This is a genomic window from Knoellia sp. B-D-2, from assembly GCF_057714695.1.
This window is the reverse complement of the sequence record NZ_CM173189.1, coordinates 478,118-503,167: the sequence shown is the minus strand read 5'-3', so window position 1 is coordinate 503,167 and position 25,050 is coordinate 478,118. Positions and strand designations below refer to the sequence as shown.

Sequence of the window (25,050 nt, the reverse complement as noted above, 5' to 3'; positions counted from 1 at the left end):
GCCCGCGTCTCCGGGACGCCCTCGGGCTCGGCAGGTTGGCCTCGCCACAGCGCTTGTGATAGTTTTCACAAGCCCGGAACGACCCTCGACGGAGAGAGCCCAGTGACCCCGCACCCCGCGCCACGGACCCCGGTCCGGATGATGCTGCGAGGTGCCCTCGTCCCCGGGATGGTCGCCCTTCCCGTACTCGCGGCGGTCTTCTGGGCGTATGCCGGCGAGCACGCCGCGCTGTCCGCCCTCGCGGGTGCCGCGACCGTCTTCGTCATCCTCGTCGTCGGACTGCTCGGCATCACCGCCGTCGTCCTCGGCCCGGCCGCGACCTCCATGGCCGGCGCTGGGGTCGTCTACCTCGGTCAGCTCATCCTCATCGTCACCGTCGTCCTCGTCCTGCGGGGTGTCGACTGGCTCGACGGCCGCGCCTTCGCGCTGTCGGCCGTCGGGCAGACGCTCCTCATGCAGGTCGGCCAGGTCGTCGGCTACGTGCGCGCCCGTCACGAGATCCACCCGGGCTCGCTCGACGGGGGAGCGGCCGCATGAGCGACGACGACCGCAAGCTGCCCAAGGGCGTCGAGGGGCACGAGCCGTTCTCGACGTGGCACGACGACCCCGAGCTGCCCAGCGCCACCGCGCGGGCCGACGCCCTGGGCGCCACTGTCATCGCGTACCTCCTCACCGGACCCGCCGTCTTCGGCGCGATCGGGTGGGGCCTGGACGCGCTCCTCGGCACGGGGTTTCTCGTGGTCGTGGGCATTTTGGGCGGGATGGCCTTGTCGCTGTACACCATCTGGCTCCGGTACGGTACGTCGTGACGCCCCTGACCATCGGCTGCAAGCGGTTCCGGACTGAGCCGCGATTGCAGGGTGCCGCCACCACCATGAACGAGGAGAACCACCTGTGATCCTGACTGCGCTTGCTGCAGGGACCACGACCGCCGTCGGCGCCGCCGAGGGCGGCGAGGGGTTCGAGACCCCGACCCCCGACATCTTCTGGCTCCCCCTCATCGGTGAAGGGGACTGGGCGATCACCGAGCAGATGGTCTGGGGTGGCGTCTCCGTCGTCCTGCTGAGCGTCGTCATGGTCGCCCTCTCCAAGAAGGCCGCGATCGTCCCGTCCAAGGGTCAGTTCTTCATGGAGAACTTCTACAACCTCGCGCGCAACGGCATCGCCCGCGACATGATCGGGACCAAGCACTTCCTCAAGTTCGTCCCCCTGCTCTTCAGCCTCTTCTCGCTGATCCTCATCAACAACTGGTTCGGCATCCTGCCGCCCGTGATGAACCCGACGTTCGGTCGCATCGGCTTCCCGATCGCGCTGACGCTCGTCGTCTACGTCGTCTACCACTGGATCGGCATCAAGAAGATGGGTGTCGGGGGCTACTTCAAGCACCTCGTCCCGCCGGGCCTGCCCGGGTGGATCAAGCCGGCGATCTTCGTCCTCGAGTTCATCACCTACTTCATCACCCGCCCGCTGACGCTGGCCCTGCGACTCTTCGGCAACATGTTCGCCGGACACATGCTCATCGTGCTCTTCGTCAGTGCGGGCGCCTTCTTCCTCACCGAGGGCATCGCCTTCAAGCTGCTCTCGGTGCCGACGTTCGTCATGGCCGCGGCCATGTTCGTCTTCGAGGCCCTGGTCCAGTTCCTCCAGGCCTACGTCTTCACCCTGCTCGCCGCCAGCTACATCGCGGGCGCGCTCGCCGACGACCACTGAGTCGTCTTCCCCCAGACTGCACGACGACAACTCCATAGCCCCACCATCACCACACAGTCTTCCGCCCGGCATTCGGCCGAGGTGGAAACCCCCAGAAACACGAAAGAGGAATCATCGTGGAAGGCAACCTCTCGCTCGTCGGTTACGGCCTTGCGACCATCGGCCCGGCCATCGCCGTCGGCCTGATCTTCGCTGCCTACATCAACGGCGTCGCCCGTCAGCCCGAGGCCCGCAACCTCCTGCAGCCGATCGCCATCCTTGGCTTCGCGCTCGCCGAGGCACTCGCGATCTTCGGTCTGGTGCTCTTCTTCATCTGACGCCAGCGGCCCACCGGGCCACGGCCCATCCCCGAACTGGTTCGAAGCACTAGGAGTATCCGTGCAGTTCACCGCCACACCGTCGACGGTCGTCTCTCTGGCGACCGCCGAGGGCGCCAAGATGCCCCTCATCCCGCACATTCCCGAGCTGATCTTCGGTCTCGTGATGATCGGGGTCCTCTACTGGGTGGTCTCGACCAAGGTCGTCCCCAACCTGGAGAAGGCCTACGAGGAGCGTCGTGCCGCCATCGAGGGCGGCATGGAGCAGGCCGAGGAGGCCCAGGCCCAGGCCCAGGCCGCCCTGCAGCAGTACGAAGCACAGCTGCACGAGGCTCGCACCGAGGCCAACGCCATCCGTGAGGAGGCGCGGGCCGAGGGTGCATCCATCGTCACCGAGATGCGCGAGAAGGCGCAGGCGGAGTCGAGCCGGATCACCGAGTCGGCCAAGCGTCAGATCGAGGCCGAGCGTCAGCAGGCCTCCGTCCAGCTGCGCTCCGAGGTCGGCGCCCTGTCCACGACGCTCGCCAGCCGCATCGTCGGCGAGTCGCTCGAGGACGAGGTCCGCCAGAAGGGCATGATCGACCGTTTCCTCGCCGAGCTCGAGAGCGGCGCGGTCCGCCCGGAGAAGGTCGGTGCAGGCGCGCCTGCCACGACCGACGCCCCGCGGTCCGAGCAGGCCGAGCAGGGTCAGCTCGACCTCGGCACGGACGGCACCGCGGGACGGGACGCCTGATGCGTGGCTCGTCGCGAGGCGCCACGGTGGCGGCCGAGAAGGCCCTCAACGAGGCCCTCGAAGGTGTCGACCGGGGCGCGCTCGCGGAGGAGCTCTTCGCGATCGCCGCGGCGATCGACGGGGACGTCTCCCTGCGCCGCGCCTTCGCCGACTCCTCCCGGGAGGGTGAGGCCAAGCGGGCCCTGGCCGACCGGATCTTCGGCGGCAAGGTCAGCGAGGCGGCCACGTCCCTCACGGGCGAGGTCGTCGCACAGCGCTGGGCCGACGAGGGCGACCTCGGCGACACCCTCGACGCCCTCGCGGTGCGGGCCCTGCTCGCCAGCGCGGAGAAGGCCGGTCGCATCGACGAGGTCGAGGACCAGCTGTTCCGGTTCGAGCGGGTCGTCGCGGGCAACACCGAGCTGCGCGACACCCTGTCCAGCCGCAACACCGACGGCACGGGAAAGGCCGGGGTCGTCCGCGCCCTCCTCGAGGGCAAGGCCGCACCCGAGACCATCCGGCTCGCGGAGCAGGCCGTGCTCGTGTCGCGCGGTCGTCGCCTCGACCGCGTGCTCGAGGGCTACCTCAAGCTCGCGGCCCAGCGTCGTGACGAGCTCACCGCCCTCGTCACCGTCGCCATCCCGCTCGACGCCCAGCAGGAGTCCCGCCTCACGGCGGCGCTCGCCTCCATCTACGACAAGCGGGTCAGCCTGCAGACGGTGCTCGACCCGACCGTCGTCGGCGGGATCCGGATCCAGATCGGCGACGAGGTCGTCGACGGGACGGTCCTGCGCCGCCTCGACCGCGTCCGACGCGACCTCGCCGGCTGAACCCGCCGGCCGAGCCGCAGCACCGCAGCACCGCACACCTGAACAGCACGCCAGAGACATCACACACTTCGGCCCCACCGGGGCTGGTAACCGAGGAGAAGAGATCACATGACGGAGCTCTCGATCCGTCCGGAGGAGATCCGGGACGCACTGGACAGCTACGTCCAGTCCTACGAGCCCGGCGCGGCCTCCCGCGAAGAGGTCGGCCGAGTCAGCGATGCCGGTGACGGCATCGCCCACATCGAGGGCCTGCCCTCGTGCATGACCAACGAGCTGCTCGAGTTCGAGGACGGCACGTTGGGCCTCGCCCTCAACCTCGACGTCCACCAGATCGGTGTGGTCATCCTCGGTGACTTCTCGAAGATCGAGGAGGGGCAGCAGGTCAAGCGCACCGGAGAGGTCCTCTCGGTCCCCGTCGGTGACGCCTACCTCGGTCGCGTCGTCAACCCCCTCGGCAACCCGATCGACGGCCTCGGCGACATCCAGAGCGACGAGCGCCGCGCGCTCGAGCTCCAGGCGCCCTCGGTCGTCGACCGCAAGTCGGTGCACGAGCCGCTGCAGACCGGCCTCAAGTCGGTCGACGCCATGACCCCCATCGGTCGCGGCCAGCGCCAGCTCATCATCGGCGACCGCCAGACCGGCAAGACCACGGTCGCGGTCGACACGATCATCAACCAGAAGGAGTTCTGGGAGACGGGCGACCCGACCAAGCAGGTCCGCTGCATCTACGTCGCGATCGGCCAGAAGGGCTCGACGATCGCGTCGGTCCGCGCGACCCTCGAGGACGCCGGAGCGATGGAGTACACGACCATCGTCGCGGCCCCCGCCTCCGACAGCGCCGGCTTCAAGTACCTCGCCCCCTACACGGGCTCGGCCATCGGCCAGCACTGGATGTACCAGGGCAAGCACGTCCTCATCGTCTTCGACGACCTGTCCAAGCAGGCCGAGGCCTACCGCGCCGTCTCGCTCCTCCTGCGGCGCCCGCCGGGCCGCGAGGCCTACCCGGGTGACGTCTTCTACCTGCACTCCCGCCTGCTCGAGCGCTGCGCGAAGCTCAGCGACGAGCTGGGCGCGGGCTCGATGACCGGCCTGCCGATCATCGAGACCAAGGCGGGCGACGTCTCGGCGTACATCCCGACCAACGTCATCTCCATCACCGACGGCCAGATCTACCTCCAGGCCGACCTCTTCAACTCCAACGTCCGCCCCGCGGTCGACGTGGGTGTCTCGGTCTCCCGCGTCGGTGGCGCGGCCCAGACCAAGGCGATGAAGTCGGTCTCCGGTCGACTCAAGCTCGACCTCGCCCAGTTCCGTGCGCTCGAGGCGTTCGCCATGTTCGCCTCCGACCTCGACCCGGCCTCCAAGGCCCAGCTCGCCAAGGGTGCCCGCCTCGTCGAGCTGCTCAAGCAGTCGCAGTCGGCGCCGTTCCCCATGGAGGAGCAGGTCGTCTCCGTGTGGGCCGGCACCACGGGTCAGCTCGACTCCGTCGCGGTGGAGGACATCCGCCGCTTCGAGGCCGACTTCCTCGGCCACCTGCGTCGCAGCAAGGGCGAGCTCCTCGACGCGATCCGCGAGACGGGCAAGTTCGAGGAGTCCACCGAGGAGGCCCTCAAGGCCGAGATCGACTCCTTCAAGAAGGGCTTCGAGCCCTCCAACAAGGAGAACCTGCCGATCGGCAACGAGAAGGAGAGCGGCGACGACGCCCTCGACTCCGAGCAGGAGAAGATCGTCAAGCAGAAGCGCTGACGCGATGCCGGGTGCCCACCGAACGTGAGCACCCGGTGTCCGCAGCGCGGTCGCCACGGCGACTGCCCGGCATACGCCACGAGTCCGGCACCACAGAGACACTCGAGACACAGGAAGGCGGAAACCTATGGGAGCGCAGATCCGGGAGTACCGGCAGCGCATCCGCTCCGTCAGCGCGACGAAGAAGATCACGCGCGCCATGGAGCTCATGGCCGCAGCGCGCGTCGTGAGGGCCCAGCAGGCCGTGCGCGAGTCGAGCCCCTACGCCCGCGCGATCACGCGTGCGGTCTCGGCGGTCGCGACCTTCTCGAACGAGGAGCACGTCCTCACCACCGAGAAGGAGAAGGTGACCCGCGCGGCGGTCGTCATCATCACCTCCGACCGCGGCCTCGCCGGTGCCTACAGCTCGTCGGTGCTCAAGGAGTCCGAGCGTCTCGTCGCCCGTCTGCGCGAGGAGGGCAAGGAGGCCGTCCCGTACCTGCTCGGTCGCAAGGCCGTGGGCTTCTACACCTTCCGCGGTCGCGAGTTCGCCGCCGACTGGACCGGCGACTCCGAGAAGCCCGCGTTCGAGCGGGCCCGTGAGGTCGGCATCCGGCTCGTCGACGACTTCCTCAAGGACACCGAGTCCGAGGGTGGCGTCGACGAGGTGCACATCGTCTACTCGCGCTTCGTGTCGATGGTGACCCAGGAGCCCGAGGTCATCCGGCTGCTGCCGCTCGAGATCGTCGAGGGGACCGAGCCGCCCGCCGAGGGTGAGCTGTTCCCGCTCTACGAGTTCGAGCCCACCGTCGAGGAGGTCCTCGACGCGCTGCTGCCCAAGTACGTCAACTCGCGCCTGTTCAACTGCATGCTGCAGGCCGCGGCCTCCGAGCTCGCCGCCCGCCAGCGGGCGATGAAGTCGGCGACGGACAACGCGGACGAGCTCGTCAAGAAGTACACGCGGCTGGCCAACCAGGCCCGTCAGGCCGAGATCACCCAAGAGATCAGCGAAATCGTCGGTGGCGCCAGCGCCCTGGCCGAGAGCAAGTGAGAGACAAACCCATGACATCACAGACCGCCACTGTCCCTGACAACGACGCCGCCGCCTCTGTTGCCCCCGAGCCCGGAGGCATCGGCCGCGTCTCGCGCATCATCGGCCCGGTCGTCGACATCGAGTTCCCCGTCGACGCGATGCCGGAGCAGTACAACCTGCTCACGACCTCGGTGGACCTCGCCGGCGAGAGCAAGAACCTCAACCTCGAGGTCGCCCAGCACATCGGCGACAACATGGTGCGGGCCATCTCGCTGCAGCCGACCGATGGCCTCGTCCGCGGCTCCAAGGTGCAGGACACCGGCGGCCCGATCACCGTCCCCGTCGGCGACGCGACCCTCGGCAAGGTCTTCAACACGACCGGTGAGGTCCTCAACCTCAAGGAGGGCGAGACCTTCGAGGTGACCGAGCGCTGGGGCATCCACCGCAAGGCGCCCGACTTCGACCAGCTCGAGCCGAAGACCCAGATGTTCGAGACCGGCATCAAGATCATCGACCTCATGACCCCCTACGTGCAGGGCGGCAAGATCGGCCTGTTCGGTGGTGCCGGTGTCGGCAAGACCGTCCTCATCCAGGAGATGATCGCCCGCGTCGCGCGCGACCACGGTGGCGTCTCGGTGTTCGCCGGTGTCGGCGAGCGCACCCGTGAGGGCAACGACCTCATGGTCGAGATGGAGGAGGCCGGCGTCCTCGGCCAGACCGCACTCGTCTTCGGCCAGATGGACGAGCCGCCGGGCACGCGTCTTCGCGTGGCCCTGTCGGCCCTGACGATGGCCGAGTACTTCCGCGACGTGCAGAACCAGGACGTGCTGCTCTTCATCGACAACATCTTCCGGTTCACCCAGGCCGGTTCCGAGGTGTCCACCCTCCTCGGTCGTATGCCGTCCGCCGTCGGCTACCAGCCGACCCTCGCCGACGAGATGGGCACCCTCCAGGAGCGCATCACCTCGACCCGAGGCAACTCGATCACCTCGATGCAGGCGATCTACGTGCCGGCCGACGACTACACCGACCCGGCCCCGGCGACGACCTTCGCCCACCTCGACGCGACGACCGAGCTCTCCCGTGAGATCGCCTCGCTCGGCATCTACCCGGCCGTGGACCCGCTGACCTCGACGTCACGCATCCTCGACCGTCGCTACATCACCGAGGAGCACTACTCGACGGCGGTCCGGATCAAGCAGATCCTCCAGCGCAACAAGGAGCTGCAGGACATCATCGCCATCCTCGGCATCGACGAGCTGTCCGAGGAGGACAAGATCCTCGTCAACCGGGCGCGGCGCATCCAGCGCTTCCTCGGTCAGAACACCTACGTCGCCAAGCAGTTCACCGGCATCGAGGGCTCGACCGTGCCGCTCACGGACACGATCGAGGCCTTCACCAAGATCGCCGACGGCGACTTCGACCACTTCCCGGAGCAGGCGTTCTTCATGTGCGGTGGCCTCGACGACGTCGAGCGCCAGGCCGCGGAGATCCAGAAGAATCTCTGACCTCCCTCTGCTGACCAGTACGCCCCAACCGTTGGCCTCTGCGAAGGCGGCTCGACGGTTGGGGCGTCTGCGTCCCACCGGCTGGCGGTTCACCTGGGTCGCTGTCGTGGTCGTGCTGCTTCTGCGCGCGGCGGCGGGGCTCGATCTCGCCGACGGATCGCATCACGTGGGTCTGGCACTGCGCCTTGCACGCGGGGACGTCCCCTTTCGCGATGAGATGAACATCCAGGTGCTGGGTGCCCTCCCGGCAGTTCCGTTCGTCTGGGCGTGGGACAACACGGTCGGGTCGACGGGCATCATCCTCGCCACGAGGTCCTGGTCCGTGGCCCTCTCCGTCCTGGTCGGGTGGGTGATCCATCGCATCCTGCGGAGCCATGTGGCGCCCCGCGTCGCAGCCCTCGGGGTCCTGGTCGCGCTGTTGCCGCAGCCCTACAACCTGGTGACCTTGTCCTACAACACGACCCCAGCGCTCTTGTTGCTGCTGGCGTCGGTCTGCGGCGTCTCGGCCGTGTTGACGCCTTCGCGAGCGCGGTGCATCGCGTGCGGTGCGGCCGCGGTGGGGGCGGCGTTCTTCTACCCCGTCCTCATGGTGGCCGCGATCCTCACCATCGTGGCGGTGGTCGGGCTGTCGCGTCGTCTGGCGACGATGGCGTGGGTCGGCGTCGGCGCCGTGGCCAGCTTCGCCGCAGCGGCCCTGGTGCTCCTTGTCTGCGGTGCGGGTGCAGTGCGGGAGACCGTCCGCTTCACGACTGCGTACCAGGCTCTGAGGATCCCGCCGGCCGAGCGCCTCGGAGCGGCTGCCCACCACTACGCCTCCGTGCTCTCGTTGAACGGGGTCGTGGCCGCATCGGTGTGTGCCATCCTCCTGGCACTCCTCGCCCACCGGGAGAAGGCGCGGCTGACCGGGGTCCTCGCTGTCGCGGTGCCGGCGCTGCTGGGGCTCGAGGCGGTGCGTCCGAGCGCTCCGGAACGTGGACTGCCTGACGTGGGCATGACCTCCGGGGTTCTGGGAATCGTCATCACCGTCGTCCTGCTGTTCCCGGCCATCGTCCTGGCAGTGCATCGGCGCAACCGAGTCGCGGGCACGTTGTTGGTGGTCGGTGTCGTCCCGGCCCTCGTTCAGGTCCCGATCGTCGCCGCCAGCACCTCGTCCAGCCCGGTGTGGGGCGCCCCCTCTGTCGCCATCGCTCCTGCCCTGCTGGCCGTCGTGGTGACGGTCGCCAGCGGGGTGACGACGTGGGGCATCGCGGTCCTGGGGGTCGGTGCGGCGGTTCTCTTCACGGCCCACGCCGTGCAGCCGTACCGTGACGTGCCCTTCTGGAAGGGTGAGGTGACGTGGAACGGCCCGACGGCCGGACTCGTCACGGGCCAGGGTGTCGCACGGGGATGGGCTGGGCTCACCGCGGCCGTGCGCTCGTGCCAGGGTCCCGGCGACGGCGTGCTGGCCTACTCGGCCCCGGCGGTCTCGGTCATCGCCGACGGCAGGATCGACTCCAACATCGTCTGGTTGGCGCCGTTCGGGTCTGCGAACCGCGCGACGGTGGAGTGGATAGAGCGCCGCGGACGCGCTCCGGACTGCGTGATCGTCCACCGTGGCGCAGCCACCCGCGCGCCGTCCGAGGAGTGGTCCACGCGCATGGGGGACGACCCCCTCCTCGACTGGGTCGCGCGGCGTTACTCGGTCGTGGCTGCTGGCGGAGAGAACTACGTCGTGCTCCGCAGTGATGCCGAATGACACTCGCCCCCAAGACCGCGCGGGGATGCGTGCATGCGCACGTGCGGGCACCCGATAAACTGGCCGCTCGCCACCGAACGAAGGACGTCATCACGTGAGCCAGCTTCAGGTCGAACTCGTCGCCGCGGACCGCAAGGTCTGGGAAGGTGAGGCGAGCCAGGTGAGTGCCCGCTCCATCGAGGGCGAGCTCGGCATCATGCCAGGTCACACCCCCCTCCTCGGCGTCCTCGTCGAGGGCGAGGTCCGCATCCACGGTGGGGGCGGCATCCGCACGGCCATCGTCGACGGCGGTTTTCTTTCGGTCGACCACGACCGGGTCACCATCCTCGCCGAGGCCGTCGACGCCTCGGGCATGGCCAACTGAGCCCAGGGCGGAGAGTGCCATGACGCCCCTCCTCACCGCCGAGCTCGTGCTCGCGGTGGTGGTCGGCGCCGTGCTCCTGTCCCTGCTCTACGTCTGGCTGCGCCGCCGCTACATCTCCGGGGGCAAGCCGCTCATGCTCTGTGCGGTGAGCACCGGCCAGCGCCGCTGGCGGCTCGGGCTGGCCCGCATCGCCGGTGACCACCTCGACTGGTTCTCGGTGGTCGGCCCGTCGCTGCGCCCCGACCACTCGTGGATGCGCCACGAGCTCGGGCTCGGGGCGCCGAGCCCGCTCGCCGAGCCGGTGCCGGGGCTGCCGGTCGACGCCGTGAGCGTCAGCGGCATCTCGGCCAACTCCGACTACCAGCTCGCGATGAGCCCGGCGGCCTACACCGCCCTGCGGGCCTGGCTGGAGAGCTCTCCTCCCGGCTTCAACGTCAACGTCGCCTGACGCCGCCCCCGACTCTTTGCGTCTGCGTCCTTGGTCAGGTTTCTGACCAGGGACGCAGACGCAAGCGTCCGTCAGTCGTCGTCGGTGGTCGGGTCGTCGTCGGCGGCGATCGCCCGACTCTTGACGGGCGCCTCGGCACGGCCACCTCCGGGCTGCCACAGCACGTCGCCGCCCGCCCCGAGGTTGGCGACCCGGGCGAGGATGAAGAGCAGGTCGGACAGGCGGTTGAGGTAGGCCGCCGCGAGCGGGTTGATCCCGCCCTCGCCCTTCCCGACACCCACGTCGCTGCCGTGGTGCTCCAGGGCGGCCCAGGTGCTCCGCTCGGCGCGGCGGACGACGGTGGTGGCCTGGTGCAAGTGCGCCGCTGCGACCGTGCCGCCGGGCAGGATGAACGAGCGGAGCTTCTCGAGCTTGGCGTTCTGGGTGTCGCAGTCGGCCTCGAGCTCGTCGACCCACTCCTGCTTGACCCGCAGCGGCGGGTACTCGGGGTTCTCCTGGAGCGGGGTGCAGAGATCGGCGCCGACGTCGAAGAGGTCGTTCTGGACCCGAATGAGCACGTCCCGGACGTCCTCGGGCAGGTCACCGGTGGCGAGCACCACGCCGACGACGGCGTTGGCCTCGTTGGCGTCGGCGTAGGCGGCCAGCCGGGGGTCGGTCTTCGTCGTGCGGCTGAAGTCGCCGAGCGAGGTCGTGCCGTCGTCGCCGGTACGGGTGTAGATGCGCGTGAGGTTGACCATGGGGCGAGCCTGCCAGATACCTTTGCCGTTTCTTTACCTGTGGCATCTGGCCGACGTGGGCCACGTCACGTTCAATGGACGCCACGGGAAGGGGGGCGCCGATGCGGCATCCTGCACACACGATCGTCACGCTCGAGGAGCACCGCGACGCCGCGGGGCACCACGTCTCGCTGCGTGGCCGGCTCGACGTCCACACGGTGCCGGACCTGCGCCTGGTCCTGCACCGCATCGTCGACGACGGCGGCGACGACCTCCTCGTCGACCTGGCCGAGTGCGAGATCGGCGACGCCACCGGCTTCGGTGTCCTCGTCGAGTGCCTGCGCCGGGCCCGTCGCGGCTCGCGCGCCTTCCGGATCGTCGCGGCCGAGCCCCGGACCCACCGCCTGCTGCGCCGGGCCCGCCTCGGCCACGTCGTCGGCCCGCTCGTGCCCGTGGTGCACGCCGCCGTCGGCTGACTCGTCGTCGATACTGGCCGGGTGACCCCAGCCGGCCCCACTCCCGCCCCCACCCGGGTGCTCGGCCTCGACGCCGCGCGCGGTGTCGCGGTCGTGGCCATGGTCATCGCCCACGCGGTCCCCTTCGTCGGCGGCCGCGTGTCGGAGGCGGTGACCTACCTGCTCCTCCAGGTCAACGACCTGGCCTCGCCGCTGTTCGCGCTCGTCATGGGTGCGGCGGCGGGCCTGGTCTTCCCCGGGCCGTCCGCGTGGCGCGGAACCGCACGGGCCGTGGTCCGCGGGCTGGCGCTGGTCCTGCTCGGGGTCGGCCTCGAACGGCTCGACCACTGGGTCGCGGTCATCCTGCACATCCTCGGGCTGCTCCTCATCGTCGGGACCCCGCTGCTCGTGCTGGGGACGCGGTGGCTCCTCGGCCTGGCCGCCGTCCTCTTCGCGGCCGGACCCTTCGTCATCGAGGCGCTGACCGGTGCGGCGGGCGGCGTCGCCGGCGGGCAGGCGCCGACCGCGGCGTGGGCGAGCCACCCGCTCGTCCAGTGGCTCGTGCTCAACACCCACTACCGGGTCCTCACCCTGTTGCCGATCTTCCTCGTGGGGGCGGTGCTCGCCCGGCGCGGTCTCGACGACGAGCAGACCTCGTGGTGGTGCCTCATGGGCGGCCTCGCCATGGTGTGGGGGAACCTGGCCCTCGAGCTGCTCGGGTTGGAGGTCGTCTTCTCCGGTGACCACCCCGACCAGCTGCAGGAGACGGGACTGGCGCTCGCGGCATACGGGCTCGTCATGGCGACCGACATCGCCCGGAGACGGCGCACGTCCGCAGGTACCCTGCTGCAGCCGCTCGCGGTCATCGGCCGGGTCGCGCTGTCGCTCTACGTCGCGCACGTCGTGCTGCTCGTGCCGGTGATCCCGATCTTCCCGGACGGCGGCTGGCTGCCCTTCCTCTTCTTCGTCTGGGTCAGCGTGGCCGGGGCGTGGGCCTGGGGGCGGTTCGTCGGACGGGGCCCGGTGGAGTGGCTCGTCGACGCGGTCTCGCCGTCTCGTCGGCCGCGCGTCGAGGTCGCGGCGTGAGCACTCTCACCGCCTGAGGCCCTGTCGGGGCAGGGGACCCGCCGGTAGCGTCCGACGCATGCCCAGCGACCGCCCTGCCGAACCGGCTCCTGCCTCCGTTCCCCCGCGTCCGGAGCGTGACCGGCCGTGGGTCATGCGCACGTATGCCGGCCACTCCAGTGCCGCTGCCTCGAACGCGCTCTACCGGCGCAACCTCGACAAGGGCCAGACCGGGCTCTCCGTCGCCTTCGACCTGCCGACGCAGACCGGCTACGACCCGGACCACGTCCTCGCCCGCGGCGAGGTGGGCAAGGTGGGGGTCCCGATCTCGCACATCGGGGACATGCGGGCCCTGTTCGAGCAGATTCCGCTCGACCGGATGAACACCTCCATGACGATCAACGCGACGGCGATGTGGCTGCTCGCGATGTACCAGGTCGCGGCCGAGGACCAGGCCGTCGCGGCGGGTGAGGACCCGGCCGACGTCGTCCGGTCACTCGGGGGTACGACGCAGAACGACATCATCAAGGAGTACCTGTCGCGGGGGACCTACGTCTTCGCTCCGGCACCCTCGCTGCGGCTCATCACCGACATGGTGAGCTACACGGTCGCCGAGATCCCGAAGTGGAACCCGATCAACATCTGCAGCTACCACCTCCAGGAGGCGGGCGCGACGCCGGTGCAGGAGATCGCGTACGCGATGTCGACCGCGATCGCCGTCCTCGACGCGGTGCGCGACGCGGGGCAGGTGCCGCAGGAGCGGTTCGGCGAGGTCGTCGCTCGCATCTCGTTCTTCGTCAACGCCGGCGTCCGGTTCGTCGAGGAGATGTGCAAGATGCGCGCCTTCGTCCAGCTGTGGGACGAGCTGGCCCTCGAGCGCTACGGCGTGACCGACGCCACGCAGCGGCGCTTCCGCTACGGCGTGCAGGTGAACTCGCTCGGTCTCACCGAGGCCCAGCCCGAGAACAACGTCCAGCGGATCGTCCTCGAGATGCTGGCCGTCACGCTCTCCAAGGGCGCCCGGGCCCGCGCCGTGCAGCTGCCTGCGTGGAACGAGGCGCTCGGGCTGCCGCGCCCGTGGGACCAGCAGTGGTCGCTGCGCATGCAGCAGGTGCTCGCCTTCGAGTCCGACCTGCTCGAGTACGACGACCTCTTCGAGGGCTCCGCCGTGGTCGAGGCCAAGGTCGCCGAGCTCGTCGCCGGGGCCCGTGCCGAGATCGCCCGCGTCCAGGACCTGGGTGGTGCCGTCGCCGCGGTGGAGAGCGGCTACATGAAGTCGGCGCTCGTCTCCTCGCACGCGCTGCGCCGCCAGCGGATCGAGACCGGCGAGGACGTCGTCGTCGGCGTCAACCGATTCCAGAGCACCGAGCCGAACCCGCTCACGGCCGACCTCGACACGGCGATCCAGACCGTCGACGCGGGGGTCGAGGCCGCAGCGGCGCAGGCCGTGCGGGCCTGGCGCGAGGCGCGCGACGCCGACCCCGTGCGTCGCGACCGCGCGGCCGCCGCGCTCGCCAGGCTCCGGGCCGCCGCGACGACGGACGAGAACCTCATGCAGGCCTCGCTCGAGTGCGCCCGCGCCGAGGTGACGACGGGGGAGTGGGCAGAGGCCCTGCGCGACGTCTTCGGCGAGTTCCGGGCGCCCACCGGCGTCACCGGCTCGGTGGGGCTCACCGGCGGAGCCGCCGGCCTCGAGCTGTCCGCCGTGCGGGAGCGCGTCCACGCCCTGCGCGAGGAGCTCGGCGAGACGCTGCGGGTGCTCGTCGGCAAGCCCGGACTCGACGGCCACTCCAACGGCGCCGAGCAGATCGCGGTCCGGGCGAGGGACGCCGGCTTCGAGGTCATCTACCAGGGGATCCGGCTCACGCCCGCGCAGATCGTCGCGGCGGCCGTCTCCGAGGACGTCCACCTCGTCGGCATCTCGATCCTCTCCGGGTCGCACATGGAGCTCGTGCCCGAGGTGCTCGACGGGCTGCGCGAGGCCGGCGCCGGCGACATCCCCGTCATCGTCGGCGGGATCATCCCGGAGTCCGACGCCGCCCGGCTCAAGGCGCTTGGGGTCGCCGAGGTGTTCACGCCGAAGGACTTCGGCCTCAACGAGATCATGTCGAGGTTCGTCGACGTCATCCGCGACTCGCGGGTGCCGGCTCCGTCCTCCTCGGCGGACTGAGCCCTGCTCGCCGGGCTGGGGCCCTGATCGGCCCGCTCAGAAGTGGGTGTTGCAGTGCGGCGACGGTGACCCGTCGGCCAGCGCGGCGAACCGCCCGAGCGCCTCGTCGCTGCCCGTGACCCGACCCGCGCGGGCCATGAGGTCGACGGGAACGTCCCCGAGGTAGAGGGCGCCGAGGGTCTCGACGTCGACGGTCACGTCCGGTTCGTCCGTCGTGGGGACGACGCTCGCCCGGCCCCCGGAGGCCGTGACCCGCACCGCGCCGTCGGCCGGGCCCAGGGGGTCGCTCACGCCCAGCACGAGCGTGCCGTCGGCGAACCACGGGCGTGCCTCGAGCGAGCGTGGCACGTCGAGGATGCGGACCCAGAGGTGGTCGGGCACCGACGTCACCCGGCGCACGCGGTGGTCGACGAGGGCGTGGACGAGCGGGTCGGACGCGGGGGCCGGGCCGACGACGACCTCGGCGAGGTCGATGTCGGCGAGGAACTGCCAGAGGTCGAGGTAGGCCGTCCCCGTCGCCGTGACGAAGTCGTGCACCTTGACCTCGGCGCCGTCCCCCTCCTCCTTGACGGTGTAGGCGACGTAGCCGTCCGGCTCGCCGTCGGGGCCGAGGCGGACGCCGAGCCGCAGCCTGCGGTCCTCGCTCTGCTCGTCCCAGTCGTAGCCCCGCAGCCACTCGCCGTAGTAGGCCGGCCGGCCGAGGGCGCCGCGGGTCACCTCGTGGTGACGGGCGTTGACGGTCGCCAGCGCGGGCCAGGACTCGCCGGGGTCGGCCATGACGACGCGGCCGCCGTCGTCGGGGCGCTCGCGCAGCCGGAAGCGGGAGGAGGTGTCGACCCGCAGGCGCGCCTCGCGGGTCGCCGGGGCGAAGCCGAACCGCTGGTAGATCGCGCCCTCGGACGCGGTGAGGACCGCGAGCGGGACGTCGGCGGCGACGGCGGCCTCGAGGTTCTCGGTCATGAGCCGCCGCATGAGGCCCCGTCGGCGGTGGGTCGGTGCCACCGTGACGTCGGTGATCATCCACGCCGGGACGCTCGCGGCGCCGGCGTTGAGCTGCTTGGTGAGGTGGGCGAACGTCGCGACCGGGACCTCGCCGGCCAGGCCCGGTGCCGGTGCGTCCCAGACCCCGCGGTTGACCGCACCGTCGGCCCGCGCGACGAGGAGCCACTTCTCGCGGAAGTCGTCGGTCGGCCTCCCCTGGAGGAAGCCGCGCAGGATCGCGTCGAGCCACCCGCGGACCCGGGGGTCGTCACCGGCGCCCTCGGCGTGCAGGTCGAGCGTCTCGAAGCTGAGGTCGTCGGTCACGCCGCCCAGCCAACCAGCCGCGCGACGGTGGTGTCGAACGCATTGGCGCGCGGACGGCATACGGGTGCCGTGTCGGGCCGGCGTGGGAAGGTGGAGCGATGAGCGACCTGCAGTGCCCCGCCACCCTGCTCGTGGCCCGCCACGGTGACGCGGACCACCCCCACGCCAAGGTCCTCTCGGACGACGGCGGCTGGCTCACCGACACGGGGGTGGCGCAGGTGCGCGACCTCGCCGGGTCGCTCGCGGACCGCAGGGTGGCCGCGGTCTACTCCAGCCACCTGCAGCGGGCCGTCGAGTCCGCCGCGGTGGCCGCCGAGGTCCTCGACGTGGGCTCCCGGGTCGTGGCCGGGCTCGAGGAGTTCTCGGTCGGCCTGCTCGCCGGCCGCGACCACGACGACCCGGAGCTGCTCGGCGTCTTCGCGGCGTGGAGGGCGGGCCGCCTCGGCACGTTCATCCCCGGTGGCGAGAGTGGGCGCGACGCGATCCAGCGCTACCGCGGCGCGCTCGAGGAGATCGCCGACCAGCACCGGGGCGAGACGGTCCTCGTGTTCTCGCACGGCGCGGTGATGTCGTTCTGCCTGCCGCGCATGGGTTACAACGTGCGGGACGACCTGGCGAAGCAGCTCTTCCTGCCCAACTGCGCGGTGGCCGAGGTGAGCATCGACGCCGACGACGTGACGATCGTGTCGTGGCCGGGCAGGGCCGACCGCTCCGTGGTCTGAGCGGTCCCGGACGGCTCAGAAGAGACGGTGCTCGCTGTTGTCGATGCCCTTGAGGGTGTCGTAGTCGAGGACGACGCAGCGGATGCCGCGGTCCTCGGCGAGCGTGCGCGCCTGCGGCTTGATCTGCTGCGCCGCGAAGACGCCGGTCACCGGGCGCAGGTGCGGGTCGCGGTTCATCAGCTCGAGGTAGCGGGTCAGCTGCTCGACGCCGTCGATGTCGCCGCGTCGCTTGATCTCGACGGCCACCGTGGCGCCGGCGCCGTCCTTGCAGAGGATGTCGACCGGGCCGATCGGAGTCATGTACTCGCGCCGGGTGAGCGTGAAGCCGTCGCCGAGCGTCGTGATGTGCTCGGCGAGCAGCCGCTGAAGGTGGGCCTCGACGCCGTCCTTGACCAGGCCCGGGTCGACGCCGAGGGCGTGGCTGGTGTCGCTGTGGACCTCGTGCAGGCGCACCCGCAACCGGTCCTCGGACTTGGCGTGCTGGACGACCCAGACCGCCGTGACGCCGTCGGCGGCCTCGGTCTCGTGCGGCTCGACCTCGGCCATGGCGCAGGGTGGGGACATCCAGTTGAGCGGCTTGTACGACCCGCCGTCGGAGTGGATGAGGACCGACCCGTCGGCCTTGACCATGAGCAGCCGGGTCGCCAGGGGGAGGTGGGCGCTGAGTCGACCGTCGTAGTCGACGCTGCAGGTCCCGATCACCACTCGCACCGGGTCACCCTAGCCGGAGGGGGTTGCCGTGCTCGCACGCCCGGCGCAGACTCGGAGGCGAGGTGAGAGCCCGTGACCTACCTACCGGCCTACGTCGCCGCCACCGCCGGGGTCGTCGCCGCCCTCGACGCGGCCTACGCGCTGCTCAAGTACGCCACGACCGGGCACGCCCCGCGCCCCTACAGTGCGCTGACCGACCGCTACGAGGCGTGGCGCGACGCGCGGCTGCCCCGCCCGGAGCCGGTGCCGGCGCAGGAGCTCGCCGACCGTCTCCGCCGTCTCTCCGCCGAGGTCCAGGCGGTGACGGCCAGCTCGCGGCCGGCCAAGGCCCTCCACCTCAGGGCCGCGCTGCTCGCCTACGACGACGGGCTGCTCCAGGCCTGTCGTGAGCTGCAGGTGCAGCCGCCCGAGGGGGCGAGAAGCGGGATGAGCAGCCAGCAGCGGTTCCAGACGGAGTCCGCCCTCATGGCGTCGGGGCTCGTCTGGTGAGCGGGGGTGGTGCGCGGGGGTGGTGCCGGGCCACGGTGAGGACTCTCACCCCCGTGGCCGGTGCACACCGCACGCGCCCTCTGACAGACTCGCCACCATGTCACGCGAGTTCACCACTGTAGGCGTCATCGGACTGGGCACCATGGGTGCAGGCATCGTGGAGGTGTTCGCGCGCAACGGAATCGACGTCATTGCGGTCGACGTCACCGACGAGGCGGTCGAGCGGGGTCGCTCCTTCCTCACGAAATCGACGGGGCGCGCCCTCGAGCGCGGCAAGATCGACCAGGCCGCCTACGACGCCCTCCACGGACACGTCACCTACGCCTCGGCGCTCGAGTCGCTGGCCCCGTGCCAGCTCGTCGTCGAGGCCGTGCCGGAGCACCTCGACCTCAAGAAGGAGATCTTCGCCAAGCTCGACACGATCGTCGCCGACGACGCCGTCCTCGCGACCAACACCTCGTCGCTCCCCGTCACCGAGATCGCCGCGTCGACGAGCAGCCCGAAGCGGGTCGTGGGCATGCACTTCTTCAACCCGGCGCCCGTCCAGCAGTTCGTCGAGGTCATCCGCACGGTCATCACCGCCGACGACGTCTTCGAGGACGTCAAGGCGCTGGCCGAGCGGATCGACAAGAAGCCCGTCATCGTCGGGGACAAGGCCGGCTTCATCGCCAACGCGCTCCTCTTCGGCTACCTCAACCACGCCGTGGCGATGTTCGAGAGCCGCTACGCGACCCGCGAGGACATCGACGCGGCGATGAAGCTCGGCTGCGGCTACCCCATGGGGCCGCTCGCGCTGCTCGACCTCATCGGTCTCGACACGGCATACGAGATCCTCGACACCATGTACAAGCAGGGCCGGGACCGGCTCCACGCACCCAGCCCGATCATCAAGCAGATGGTCTCGGCCGGCCTCAAGGGCCGCAAGACCGGGCGCGGCTTCTACACGTACGCCGGTGCCGGATCGCCCCAGGTCGTGGCCGACGGGCACACCCCCGGCGAGGGCGCGCCGGAGGGCGTCAGCGTGCGCGAGGTCAGCTCGGTCGGTGTCGTCGGGTCGGGCACCATGGCGACCGGGATCATCGAGGTGTTCGCCAGGGCGGGCCGGTCGGTGACCTTCGTCGCGCGGACCGAGGAGCGGGTCGCGGGCGTCCTCGCCGCCATCGAGAAGTCGCAGGCGCGCGCGGTCGAGAAGGGGCGCGCCACCCGCGAGGAGGCCGACGCCCTCCTCTCGCGGCTGCACCCGAGCACGTCGCGGTCCGACCTCGCCGAGGTCGACCTCGTCGTCGAGGCCATCGCCGAGGACCTCGACCTCAAGCAGGAGCTCTTCCGCGACCTCGACCGGATCTGCAAGCCCGGCGCCATCCTCGCCACGACGACCTCGTCGCTGCCGATCATCGACTGCGCCAAGGTGACGTCCCGGCCCGAGGACGTCGTCGGCATGCACTTCTTCAACCCCGCCCAGGTGATGAAGCTCGTCGAGGTCGTGCACACGGTGTCCACGAGCGAGGACGTCGTCGCCACGGTGCAGAAGCTGTGCCGCGAGCTCGACAAGCACCCGGTGACCTGTGGCGACCGGTCCGGGTTCATCGTCAACGCGCTGCTCTTCCCCTACCTCAACGACGCGGTGAAGATGCTCTCGGCCAACTACGCCACGGCCGACGACATCGACACCGCGATGAAGACCGGCTGCGGCCTGCCGATGGGCCCGTTCGAGCTGCTCGACGTCGTCGGGCTCGACGTCTCGCTGGCCATCGAGCGCGAGCTCTACATCGAGTTCCGGGAGCCGGGCTACGCGCCGGCGCCGCTGCTCGAGCACCTCGTCACCGCGGGCTACCTCGGTCGCAAGACCGGACGCGGCTTCCGCACCTACGCCTGACCCGGGCGGCGCAGGCGCGGGCGAGCGCCATGTCGCTCCCGCGCCGGCATGGCGCCGGGGCGGCGTGGCCGGGCAGGACCGACGTGCCGCGACGACGCGTTAACCTCCCAGCGTGAGCCCCTCAGCCCTGCCCGACCGTGCCCGCGTCGTCATCATCGGCGGTGGCGTCATCGGCGCCTCGATCGCCTACCACCTCGCCCATGAGGGCGTCAGCGACGTCGTCCTCATCGAGCGGGACCGCCTGACGAGTGGCACGACCTGGCACGCCGCCGGGCTGATGACCTGCTTCGGGACCACGAGCGAGACGCTGACCGGCCTGCGCCTGTACTCGCGCGAGCTGTTCGGGCGCCTCGAGGCCGAGACCGGGCTCTCCACCGGGTTCCGCCCGGTCGGCGTCATCGAGGCCGTGGGCGACGGCGACCGGCTCGAGGAGTACCGCCGGGTCGCGACGTTCCAGCGGCGCCTCGGCCTCGACGTCGACGAGATCGGGCCGGGCGAGATGGCCGAGCTCTTCCCGCTCGCCGACATGGACGGCCTCGTCGCCGGGTTCCACGTGCCCGGGGACGGGCGGGTCAACCCGGTCGATCTCACCATGTCGCTGGCGCGTGGTGCCAAGGCGCTCGGGGTGCGCGTCGTCGAGGGGGTCAGCGTCGGCGACGTCGTCACCCGGACCGACGGCGCCCTGCCCCGCGTCACGGGCGTGCGCACCAGCGCCGGGGACATCGAGTGCGAGACGGTCGTCAACTGCACCGGCATGTGGGCCCGCCAGCTGGGGGAGCGGCACGGCGTCGTCATCCCCAATCAGGCCGCCGAGCACTACTACCTCATCACCGACACGATCCCGGGCATCGACCCCGACGGCCCGATCTTCGAGGACCCGGCCCGCTACGGCTACTACCGCGAGGAGGGCGGCGGCCTCATGGTCGGCCTCTTCGAGCCGGTCGCCGCGCCCTGGCACCTCGACCGGATCCCTGACGACTTCTCCTTCGGCACGTTGCCGCCGGACTGGGACCGCGTCTCCCCGGCGCTCGAGACCGCGATGTCGCGGGTGCCGGTGACCTTCGACGTCGGGGTCCGCACCTTCTTCTGCGGGCCGGAGTCGTTCACGCCCGACCGGCTGCCCGCGGTCGGTGAGGCGCCCGACCTGCAGGGCTACTTCGTCGCCGCCGGGCTCAACTCGGTCGGCATCCTCAGCAGCGGTGGTCTCGGGCGGGTCATGGCCCACTGGATCGCGAACGGTCGCCCCGACGTCGACGTCACCGCGATCGATGTCGCCAGGTTCAGGCCGCACCAGCTGCACCGCGACTACCGCCGCGACCGCGTCATGGAGGTCCTCGGCAAGACGTATGCCGCCCACACCCCCGGAGTCGAGCTCACCACCGGTCGCGGCACGTTCGCCTCGCCCGTGCACGACGAGATGGTCGCCGCAGGCGCCCGGCTCAAGGACGTCTCGGGCTGGGAGAGCGCGGACTGGTATGCCGGTGACGGCAGGGTCGCGCGACTCACCCCGTCGTGGAGCCGCCAGCCGTGGTTCGAGCACTGGGAGGCGGAGCACCGGGCGGTCCGCGAGGCGGTGGGCCTCATCGACATGTCGTTCATGGCGACGTTCGCCGTCACCGGTCCCGACTCCGGCGCGGTGCTCGAGCGGGTCAGTGCGGGACACGTCGACGGGGAGGTCGACCGCATCACGTACACCCAGTGGCTCGGTCCCGACGGGGGGCTGGAGGCGGACCTCACCGTGACCAAGCGCGGCGAGGGCGACTTCCTCGTCGTCGCGTCCGACACCGCCCACGGCCACACCCTCGCCTGGCTGCGCCGGGCGATCGGGGAGGCCGACGTCACGGTCGAGGACGTCACCGAGGCCACTGGACAGCTCAACGTCCAGGGCCCGCGCTCGCGCGAGCTGCTCGCCGAGCTCACCGACGCGGACCTCTCCCACGAGGCCTTCCCGTTCCGGAGCGCGCGCACCGTGACGGTCGCCGGCGTGGAGGTCCTGTGCGTGCGGATCACCTACGTCGGCGAGCTGGGCTACGAGCTCTACGTGCCGCGGGCCGACACGGCCGCGGTCTGGAGGGCGCTGCGCGAGCGCGGCACGGCATACGGTCTGCGCCCGGTGGGGCTGAAGGCCCTCGGGTCGCTGCGGCTCGAGAAGGCCTACCGCGACTACGGGCACGACATCGACAACACCGACACCGTCGGCAGCGCCGGACTGGGGTTCGCCGTCGACCTGGCGCACGACTTCACCGGGCGTGACGCCGTCGTGGCCGAGCGCGTGACCCCTCGCCGCGACCGGCTCGTGCAGGTGCTGCTCTCCGACCCCGAGCCGCTGATGTTCGGGGCGGAGGTGCTGCTGCGCGACGGCGTCCCGGTGGGGGACGTGCGCTCCGCGTCCTACGGGTGGACCCTCGGCGCGGCGGTCGGCATCGCGTCGGTCACGGCGGACGGCCCGGTGAGCGCGGCGTGGCTCGACGAGGGTGCGTGGGAGGTCGACGTCGCGGGGACGCGCCTGCCCGCCACCGTCTCCCTCCGGCCGATGTACGACCCGACGAGCGCCCGCGTCCGCTCCTGAGCGGCCTCGGGGCCGTCCTGTCCGAGTGGCGCAGGTCTCATTGAAATTTCCAGTAGGCGGGACCATCGTCCCTGCTGCGGGACCCCTCCTCCGGGCGAGACTCGTGGTGTGCCGGAACGGCATACACACAGCACGGGCCACCAGCCCAGAAGAGGAAAAGATCAGCCATGCGACGACGTACCCTGGACGCACTGCTCACGACGGGCGGCCTCATCGTCGCCGTCGTCCTGCTCGTTGCGGGCGGACTTCTCACCTGGGCGAGCAACTTCGTCGCCGACAACGTCAGCACCCAGCTGTCCGCGCAGCAGATCTTCTTCCCCGAGGCCGGCAGCGAGCAGCTCAACGACCCGGCGGTCAAGCCGCACCTCGAGAAGTACGCCGGCCAGCAGCTCCTCACGGGCGACCAGGCCAAGGCCTACGCCGACCACTACATCAAGGTCCACCTCGACGCGTCGACCGGTGGCAAGTCCTACTCCGAGCTGAGCAACATCTCGCGCGCCAACCCGGACGACGAGAAGGCCGCCGGCCTTGTCCAGCTTGCCTTCCGCGGTGAGACCCTGCGCGGGCTCCTGCTCAACGCCTACGCCTTCGGGACGATGGGCAAGATCGCCGGCTACGCCGCCTGGACCGCGCTCGCCGGCTCGCTCGGGATGCTCGTCCTCAGCCTCCTCGGCTTCCGGCACCTCCGCCGCGTCCCGGTCGAGCAGGAGTTCGGCGTAACGGCTCGGGTGACCGCCACCCCGGCCACCGCCTGACCCCCGCCCGACCCCGACCGAGACGGTCCCGCAGGCTTCCCGCCGCGGGGCCGTCTCCGGCGTGTGCCCGAGCCCGGCGGCGCGCGCTCGCGCCGCCACGCGGGACACTGGAGCCATGTCCCCTCGCGCCAACCGCCGCCGCCGCGACGACGTGCCGCTCGCGCTCGGCCGCCTCGGCGGCGGCACGACGACGGAGACGTATGCCGGCCAGCGCTGGGCCGTCCGCCGGCTCACCGGGGCGTCGTCGGACCGCACCTACCTCTGCCCCGGGTGCGTGCAGGGCATCCCGCCCGGAACGCCCCACCTCGTGGCCTGGCCGGAGGAGGGGGTCGGAGGTGTCGGCGACCGACGGCACTGGCACACGTCGTGCTGGGCCGCCCGGGAGCGTCGACACCCGCCGGGCGCCATCCGTTGAGGTCGGCCCCGCGCGGCTAGGGTGGCGCCCGAGGAGGTCACGTGAACCTGAGCTGGGGCAAGAACTCGATCCGCAACTGGCGTGACTACCGCACTCGTCAACGGGCCGCGCTGCGCGAGAGCAACCGCATCCACCACGAGGACGAGCACCTCGAGCGGAGCCTGCTCGCCGACCTGCTGGACCGGGACGACGGCGGCGATCGCGATCGCGACGGTGACGGTGGCGGTGGCGATGCCGTCGGCGAGCGCGACCGCGCCGCTGGCGACGGCCGGGGCGGGCGTGCGGGGGCCGCCGCGGCGGCGGACGGATCGGTGCGCCCCGGCACCTCGGGCACCACCCAGTTCGGCGAGATGGGCCGGCCGATGAACCGCCAGTCGGCGTTCTACCTCGGCTTCGTCGGTGCCCTCGGTGCCCTCATCGCGATCGGCCTGTGGCACTCACTCGGCCGGCTCGCGACGACGATCACCATCCTCATCGTCGCCCTCTTCCTCACCCTGGCGCTCAACCCGCTCGTCGAGTGGCTGGGACGCCGAGGGCTCAGGCGGTCGCTGTCCGTGGCCATTGTCTTCGTCGGCGTGCTCGTCGTCTTCACGCTCCTCGGGCTGCTCGTCTTCCCGCCGGTGGTGACCCAGGGCGGTGAGCTCGTCCAGGAGGCGCCCAGCTACGTCGACCGGATCCTCAACGCCTCGTGGGTTCAGGAGCTCGACAAGAACTACGACGTCGTCGACAAGATCAGCGAGGAGTTCAACAAGCGCCTCACCGACGAGACCTTCATCAGCTCGGTCCTCGGTGGCGTCCTCGGTGCCGGTCGCGCGGTCCTCAACGGGGTCTTCCAGACCTTCACCATCCTCATCCTCACGCTCTACTTCCTCGCGTCGCTGCCGAAGATGAAGCGCACCGCCTACTCGATGGTGCCCGCGAGCCGCCGCAACCGGGTGGTCCAGCTGAGCGAGGAGATCATGCGGCGCACCGGGTCCTACGCGATCGGGCAGGTCGCCATCGCGACGATCAACGCGATCCTCAGCTACGTCATGATGACGCTGCTCGGCATCCCGTACGCCGCGGTCCTCGCCGTGCTCGTCGGCTTCCTCGGGCTCATCCCGATGGTCGGCGCGACCCTGGGCGCCGGGCTCGTCTGCACGGTCGCGTTCTTCGACGAGCCCAAGATCGCCCTGTTCGCCGCGCTCTACTACCTCGTCTACCAGCAGGTGGAGAACTACGTCATCGCCCCGAAGATCATGCAGCGGACCGTCTCGGTGCCGGGGGCGTTGACGGTGGTCGCGGCCCTGGCCGGCGGCACCCTGCTGGGGGTGCTGGGCGCCCTCCTGGCCATCCCGGTGGCGGCCGCGATCCTGCTCCTCGTCGACGAGGTGCTCGTCCCGCGGCAGCGACACCAGTGAGCGCCGCTCCGCCATGCTCC

General features: G+C 70.8%; 25 protein-coding genes. 22 read left to right on the top strand and 3 right to left on the bottom strand.

Translation table 11 applies throughout. The features are described 5' to 3' along the window. Window positions 1–102: 102 nt before the first annotated feature. From AC3EU2_RS02375 to AC3EU2_RS02320, 12 genes are all read left to right on the top strand, one after another. The gene (locus AC3EU2_RS02375) at window positions 103–537 is read left to right on the top strand and encodes a hypothetical protein (protein ID WP_488178146.1); all 435 of its coding nucleotides are present in this window, start codon (window positions 103–105) and stop codon (window positions 535–537) included. After that, window positions 534–809: a hypothetical protein gene (locus tag AC3EU2_RS02370; protein ID WP_488178145.1), complete on the top strand. Its 276-nt coding sequence runs from the start codon at window positions 534–536 to the stop codon at window positions 807–809. The genes AC3EU2_RS02375 and AC3EU2_RS02370 overlap by 4 nt, the downstream gene beginning before the upstream one ends. A gap of 85 nt (window positions 810–894) precedes the next feature. After that, window positions 895–1,710 (top strand): F0F1 ATP synthase subunit A, encoded by an 816-nt coding sequence (atpB, locus tag AC3EU2_RS02365; protein WP_488178144.1) that lies wholly within the window; start codon window positions 895–897, stop codon window positions 1,708–1,710. A 110-nt stretch (window positions 1,711–1,820) separates the two neighbouring features. Then, a complete protein-coding gene (locus AC3EU2_RS02360) occupies window positions 1,821–2,027 on the top strand; it encodes an ATP synthase F0 subunit C (RefSeq protein WP_211254743.1) in 207 nt (68 codons plus the stop codon). Between the two features lie 61 nt (window positions 2,028–2,088). Further along, the gene (locus AC3EU2_RS02355) at window positions 2,089–2,760 is read left to right on the top strand and encodes a F0F1 ATP synthase subunit B (RefSeq protein ID WP_488178143.1); all 672 of its coding nucleotides are present in this window, start codon (window positions 2,089–2,091) and stop codon (window positions 2,758–2,760) included. Further along, window positions 2,760–3,569 carry a F0F1 ATP synthase subunit delta gene (locus AC3EU2_RS02350; protein ID WP_488178142.1) on the top strand — a complete coding sequence of 270 codons (810 nt, stop codon included), beginning with the start codon at window positions 2,760–2,762 and terminating at the stop codon, window positions 3,567–3,569. The genes AC3EU2_RS02355 and AC3EU2_RS02350 overlap by 1 nt, the downstream gene beginning before the upstream one ends. Window positions 3,570–3,677: 108 nt before the next feature. Then, window positions 3,678–5,315 (top strand): F0F1 ATP synthase subunit alpha, encoded by a 1,638-nt coding sequence (gene atpA, locus AC3EU2_RS02345; RefSeq protein WP_488178141.1) that lies wholly within the window; start codon window positions 3,678–3,680, stop codon window positions 5,313–5,315. A gap of 127 nt (window positions 5,316–5,442) precedes the next feature. Then, window positions 5,443–6,345: a F0F1 ATP synthase subunit gamma gene (locus AC3EU2_RS02340; protein WP_488178140.1), complete on the top strand. Its 903-nt coding sequence runs from the start codon at window positions 5,443–5,445 to the stop codon at window positions 6,343–6,345. 11 nt (window positions 6,346–6,356) lie between these two features. Beyond that, entirely contained in the window at window positions 6,357–7,835 is a 1,479-nt protein-coding gene (gene atpD, locus AC3EU2_RS02335; protein ID WP_488178139.1) for a F0F1 ATP synthase subunit beta, read from the top strand. Continuing rightward, window positions 7,783–9,570: a hypothetical protein gene (locus tag AC3EU2_RS02330; RefSeq protein WP_488178138.1), complete on the top strand. Its 1,788-nt coding sequence runs from the start codon at window positions 7,783–7,785 to the stop codon at window positions 9,568–9,570. The genes atpD and AC3EU2_RS02330 overlap by 53 nt, the downstream gene beginning before the upstream one ends. A 94-nt stretch (window positions 9,571–9,664) precedes the next feature. Then, a complete protein-coding gene (locus AC3EU2_RS02325; protein ID WP_488178137.1) occupies window positions 9,665–9,934 on the top strand; it encodes a F0F1 ATP synthase subunit epsilon in 270 nt (89 codons plus the stop codon). 19 nt (window positions 9,935–9,953) lie between these two features. After that, window positions 9,954–10,382: a DUF2550 family protein gene (locus AC3EU2_RS02320; protein ID WP_488178136.1), complete on the top strand. Its 429-nt coding sequence runs from the start codon at window positions 9,954–9,956 to the stop codon at window positions 10,380–10,382. A 71-nt stretch (window positions 10,383–10,453) separates the two neighbouring features. On the opposite strand, the gene AC3EU2_RS02315 is transcribed toward AC3EU2_RS02320, so the two are convergent. Then, a complete protein-coding gene (locus AC3EU2_RS02315) occupies window positions 10,454–11,119 on the bottom strand; it encodes a cob(I)yrinic acid a,c-diamide adenosyltransferase (protein ID WP_488178135.1) in 666 nt (221 codons plus the stop codon). A gap of 101 nt (window positions 11,120–11,220) precedes the next feature. Here AC3EU2_RS02315 and AC3EU2_RS02310 point away from each other — a divergent pair, with 101 nt between their 5' ends. From AC3EU2_RS02310 to AC3EU2_RS02300, 3 genes are all read left to right on the top strand, one after another. Next, window positions 11,221–11,574, top strand: a complete 354-nt coding sequence (locus AC3EU2_RS02310) for an STAS domain-containing protein (RefSeq protein ID WP_488178134.1) — start codon at window positions 11,221–11,223, stop codon at window positions 11,572–11,574. Between the two features lie 21 nt (window positions 11,575–11,595). Next, window positions 11,596–12,639, top strand: coding sequence for a heparan-alpha-glucosaminide N-acetyltransferase domain-containing protein (locus AC3EU2_RS02305; protein ID WP_488178133.1), 1,044 nt, complete (start codon window positions 11,596–11,598; stop codon window positions 12,637–12,639). A 133-nt stretch (window positions 12,640–12,772) separates the two neighbouring features. Next, entirely contained in the window at window positions 12,773–14,788 is a 2,016-nt protein-coding gene (locus AC3EU2_RS02300; protein ID WP_488179426.1) for a protein meaA, read from the top strand. A 36-nt stretch (window positions 14,789–14,824) separates the two neighbouring features. On the opposite strand, the gene AC3EU2_RS02295 is transcribed toward AC3EU2_RS02300, so the two are convergent. Beyond that, window positions 14,825–16,093, bottom strand: coding sequence for a GNAT family N-acetyltransferase (locus tag AC3EU2_RS02295; RefSeq protein ID WP_488178132.1), 1,269 nt, complete (start codon window positions 16,091–16,093; stop codon window positions 14,825–14,827). Window positions 16,094–16,191: 98 nt separating this feature from the next. Between AC3EU2_RS02295 and AC3EU2_RS02290 the strand changes: the two genes are divergently transcribed. Then, window positions 16,192–16,815 carry a histidine phosphatase family protein gene (locus AC3EU2_RS02290; RefSeq protein ID WP_488178131.1) on the top strand — a complete coding sequence of 208 codons (624 nt, stop codon included), beginning with the start codon at window positions 16,192–16,194 and terminating at the stop codon, window positions 16,813–16,815. A 15-nt stretch (window positions 16,816–16,830) separates the two neighbouring features. Here AC3EU2_RS02290 and nucS read toward each other — a convergent pair whose 3' ends face one another. Further along, window positions 16,831–17,526: an endonuclease NucS gene (gene nucS, locus AC3EU2_RS02285; RefSeq protein ID WP_488178130.1), complete on the bottom strand. Its 696-nt coding sequence runs from the start codon at window positions 17,524–17,526 to the stop codon at window positions 16,831–16,833. Between the two features lie 72 nt (window positions 17,527–17,598). On the opposite strand from nucS, the gene AC3EU2_RS02280 reads away from it, so the two are divergent. The 6 genes from AC3EU2_RS02280 (at window position 17,599) to AC3EU2_RS02255 (ending at window position 25,030) form a co-directional block, all read left to right on the top strand. Next, on the top strand, window positions 17,599–18,015 hold the full coding sequence (locus AC3EU2_RS02280; protein ID WP_488178129.1) for a hypothetical protein: 417 nt from the start codon (window positions 17,599–17,601) through the stop codon (window positions 18,013–18,015). 97 nt (window positions 18,016–18,112) lie between these two features. Next, a complete protein-coding gene (locus AC3EU2_RS02275) occupies window positions 18,113–19,891 on the top strand; it encodes a 3-hydroxyacyl-CoA dehydrogenase family protein (RefSeq protein ID WP_488178128.1) in 1,779 nt (592 codons plus the stop codon). A 112-nt stretch (window positions 19,892–20,003) separates the two neighbouring features. After that, window positions 20,004–22,460 carry a GcvT family protein gene (locus AC3EU2_RS02270; protein ID WP_488178127.1) on the top strand — a complete coding sequence of 819 codons (2,457 nt, stop codon included), beginning with the start codon at window positions 20,004–20,006 and terminating at the stop codon, window positions 22,458–22,460. Between the two features lie 167 nt (window positions 22,461–22,627). After that, complete coding sequence (locus AC3EU2_RS02265; protein ID WP_488178126.1) at window positions 22,628–23,215, top strand: hypothetical protein; 588 nt, start codon at window positions 22,628–22,630, stop codon at window positions 23,213–23,215. A gap of 115 nt (window positions 23,216–23,330) precedes the next feature. Then, window positions 23,331–23,630, top strand: a complete 300-nt coding sequence (locus tag AC3EU2_RS02260; RefSeq protein ID WP_488178125.1) for a hypothetical protein — start codon at window positions 23,331–23,333, stop codon at window positions 23,628–23,630. A 41-nt stretch (window positions 23,631–23,671) separates the two neighbouring features. Further along, a complete protein-coding gene (locus AC3EU2_RS02255) occupies window positions 23,672–25,030 on the top strand; it encodes an AI-2E family transporter (RefSeq protein ID WP_488178124.1) in 1,359 nt (452 codons plus the stop codon). The last annotated feature ends 20 nt before the right edge of the window (window positions 25,031–25,050 follow it).

Excerpts from the sequence above, each read along its gene's own strand:
- AC3EU2_RS02320 (WP_488178136.1), top strand. The coding sequence starts at position 9,954 with ATGACGCCCCTCCTCACCGCCGAGCTCGTGCTCGCGGTGGTGGTCGGC.
- AC3EU2_RS02315 (WP_488178135.1), bottom strand. The coding sequence starts at position 11,119 with ATGGTCAACCTCACGCGCATCTACACCCGTACCGGCGACGACGGCACG.
- AC3EU2_RS02370 (WP_488178145.1), top strand. The coding sequence starts at position 534 with ATGAGCGACGACGACCGCAAGCTGCCCAAGGGCGTCGAGGGGCACGAG.
- atpD (WP_488178139.1), top strand. The coding sequence starts at position 6,357 with ATGACATCACAGACCGCCACTGTCCCTGACAACGACGCCGCCGCCTCT.
- AC3EU2_RS02275 (WP_488178128.1), top strand. The coding sequence starts at position 18,113 with ATGTCACGCGAGTTCACCACTGTAGGCGTCATCGGACTGGGCACCATG.
- AC3EU2_RS02340 (WP_488178140.1), top strand. The coding sequence starts at position 5,443 with ATGGGAGCGCAGATCCGGGAGTACCGGCAGCGCATCCGCTCCGTCAGC.
- AC3EU2_RS02310 (WP_488178134.1), top strand. The coding sequence starts at position 11,221 with ATGCGGCATCCTGCACACACGATCGTCACGCTCGAGGAGCACCGCGAC.
- AC3EU2_RS02300 (WP_488179426.1), top strand. The coding sequence starts at position 12,773 with ATGCGCACGTATGCCGGCCACTCCAGTGCCGCTGCCTCGAACGCGCTC.
- atpA (WP_488178141.1), top strand. The coding sequence starts at position 3,678 with ATGACGGAGCTCTCGATCCGTCCGGAGGAGATCCGGGACGCACTGGAC.
- AC3EU2_RS02350 (WP_488178142.1), top strand. The coding sequence starts at position 2,760 with ATGCGTGGCTCGTCGCGAGGCGCCACGGTGGCGGCCGAGAAGGCCCTC.
- AC3EU2_RS02260 (WP_488178125.1), top strand. The coding sequence starts at position 23,331 with ATGTCCCCTCGCGCCAACCGCCGCCGCCGCGACGACGTGCCGCTCGCG.
- AC3EU2_RS02265 (WP_488178126.1), top strand. The coding sequence starts at position 22,628 with ATGCGACGACGTACCCTGGACGCACTGCTCACGACGGGCGGCCTCATC.
- AC3EU2_RS02290 (WP_488178131.1), top strand. The coding sequence starts at position 16,192 with ATGAGCGACCTGCAGTGCCCCGCCACCCTGCTCGTGGCCCGCCACGGT.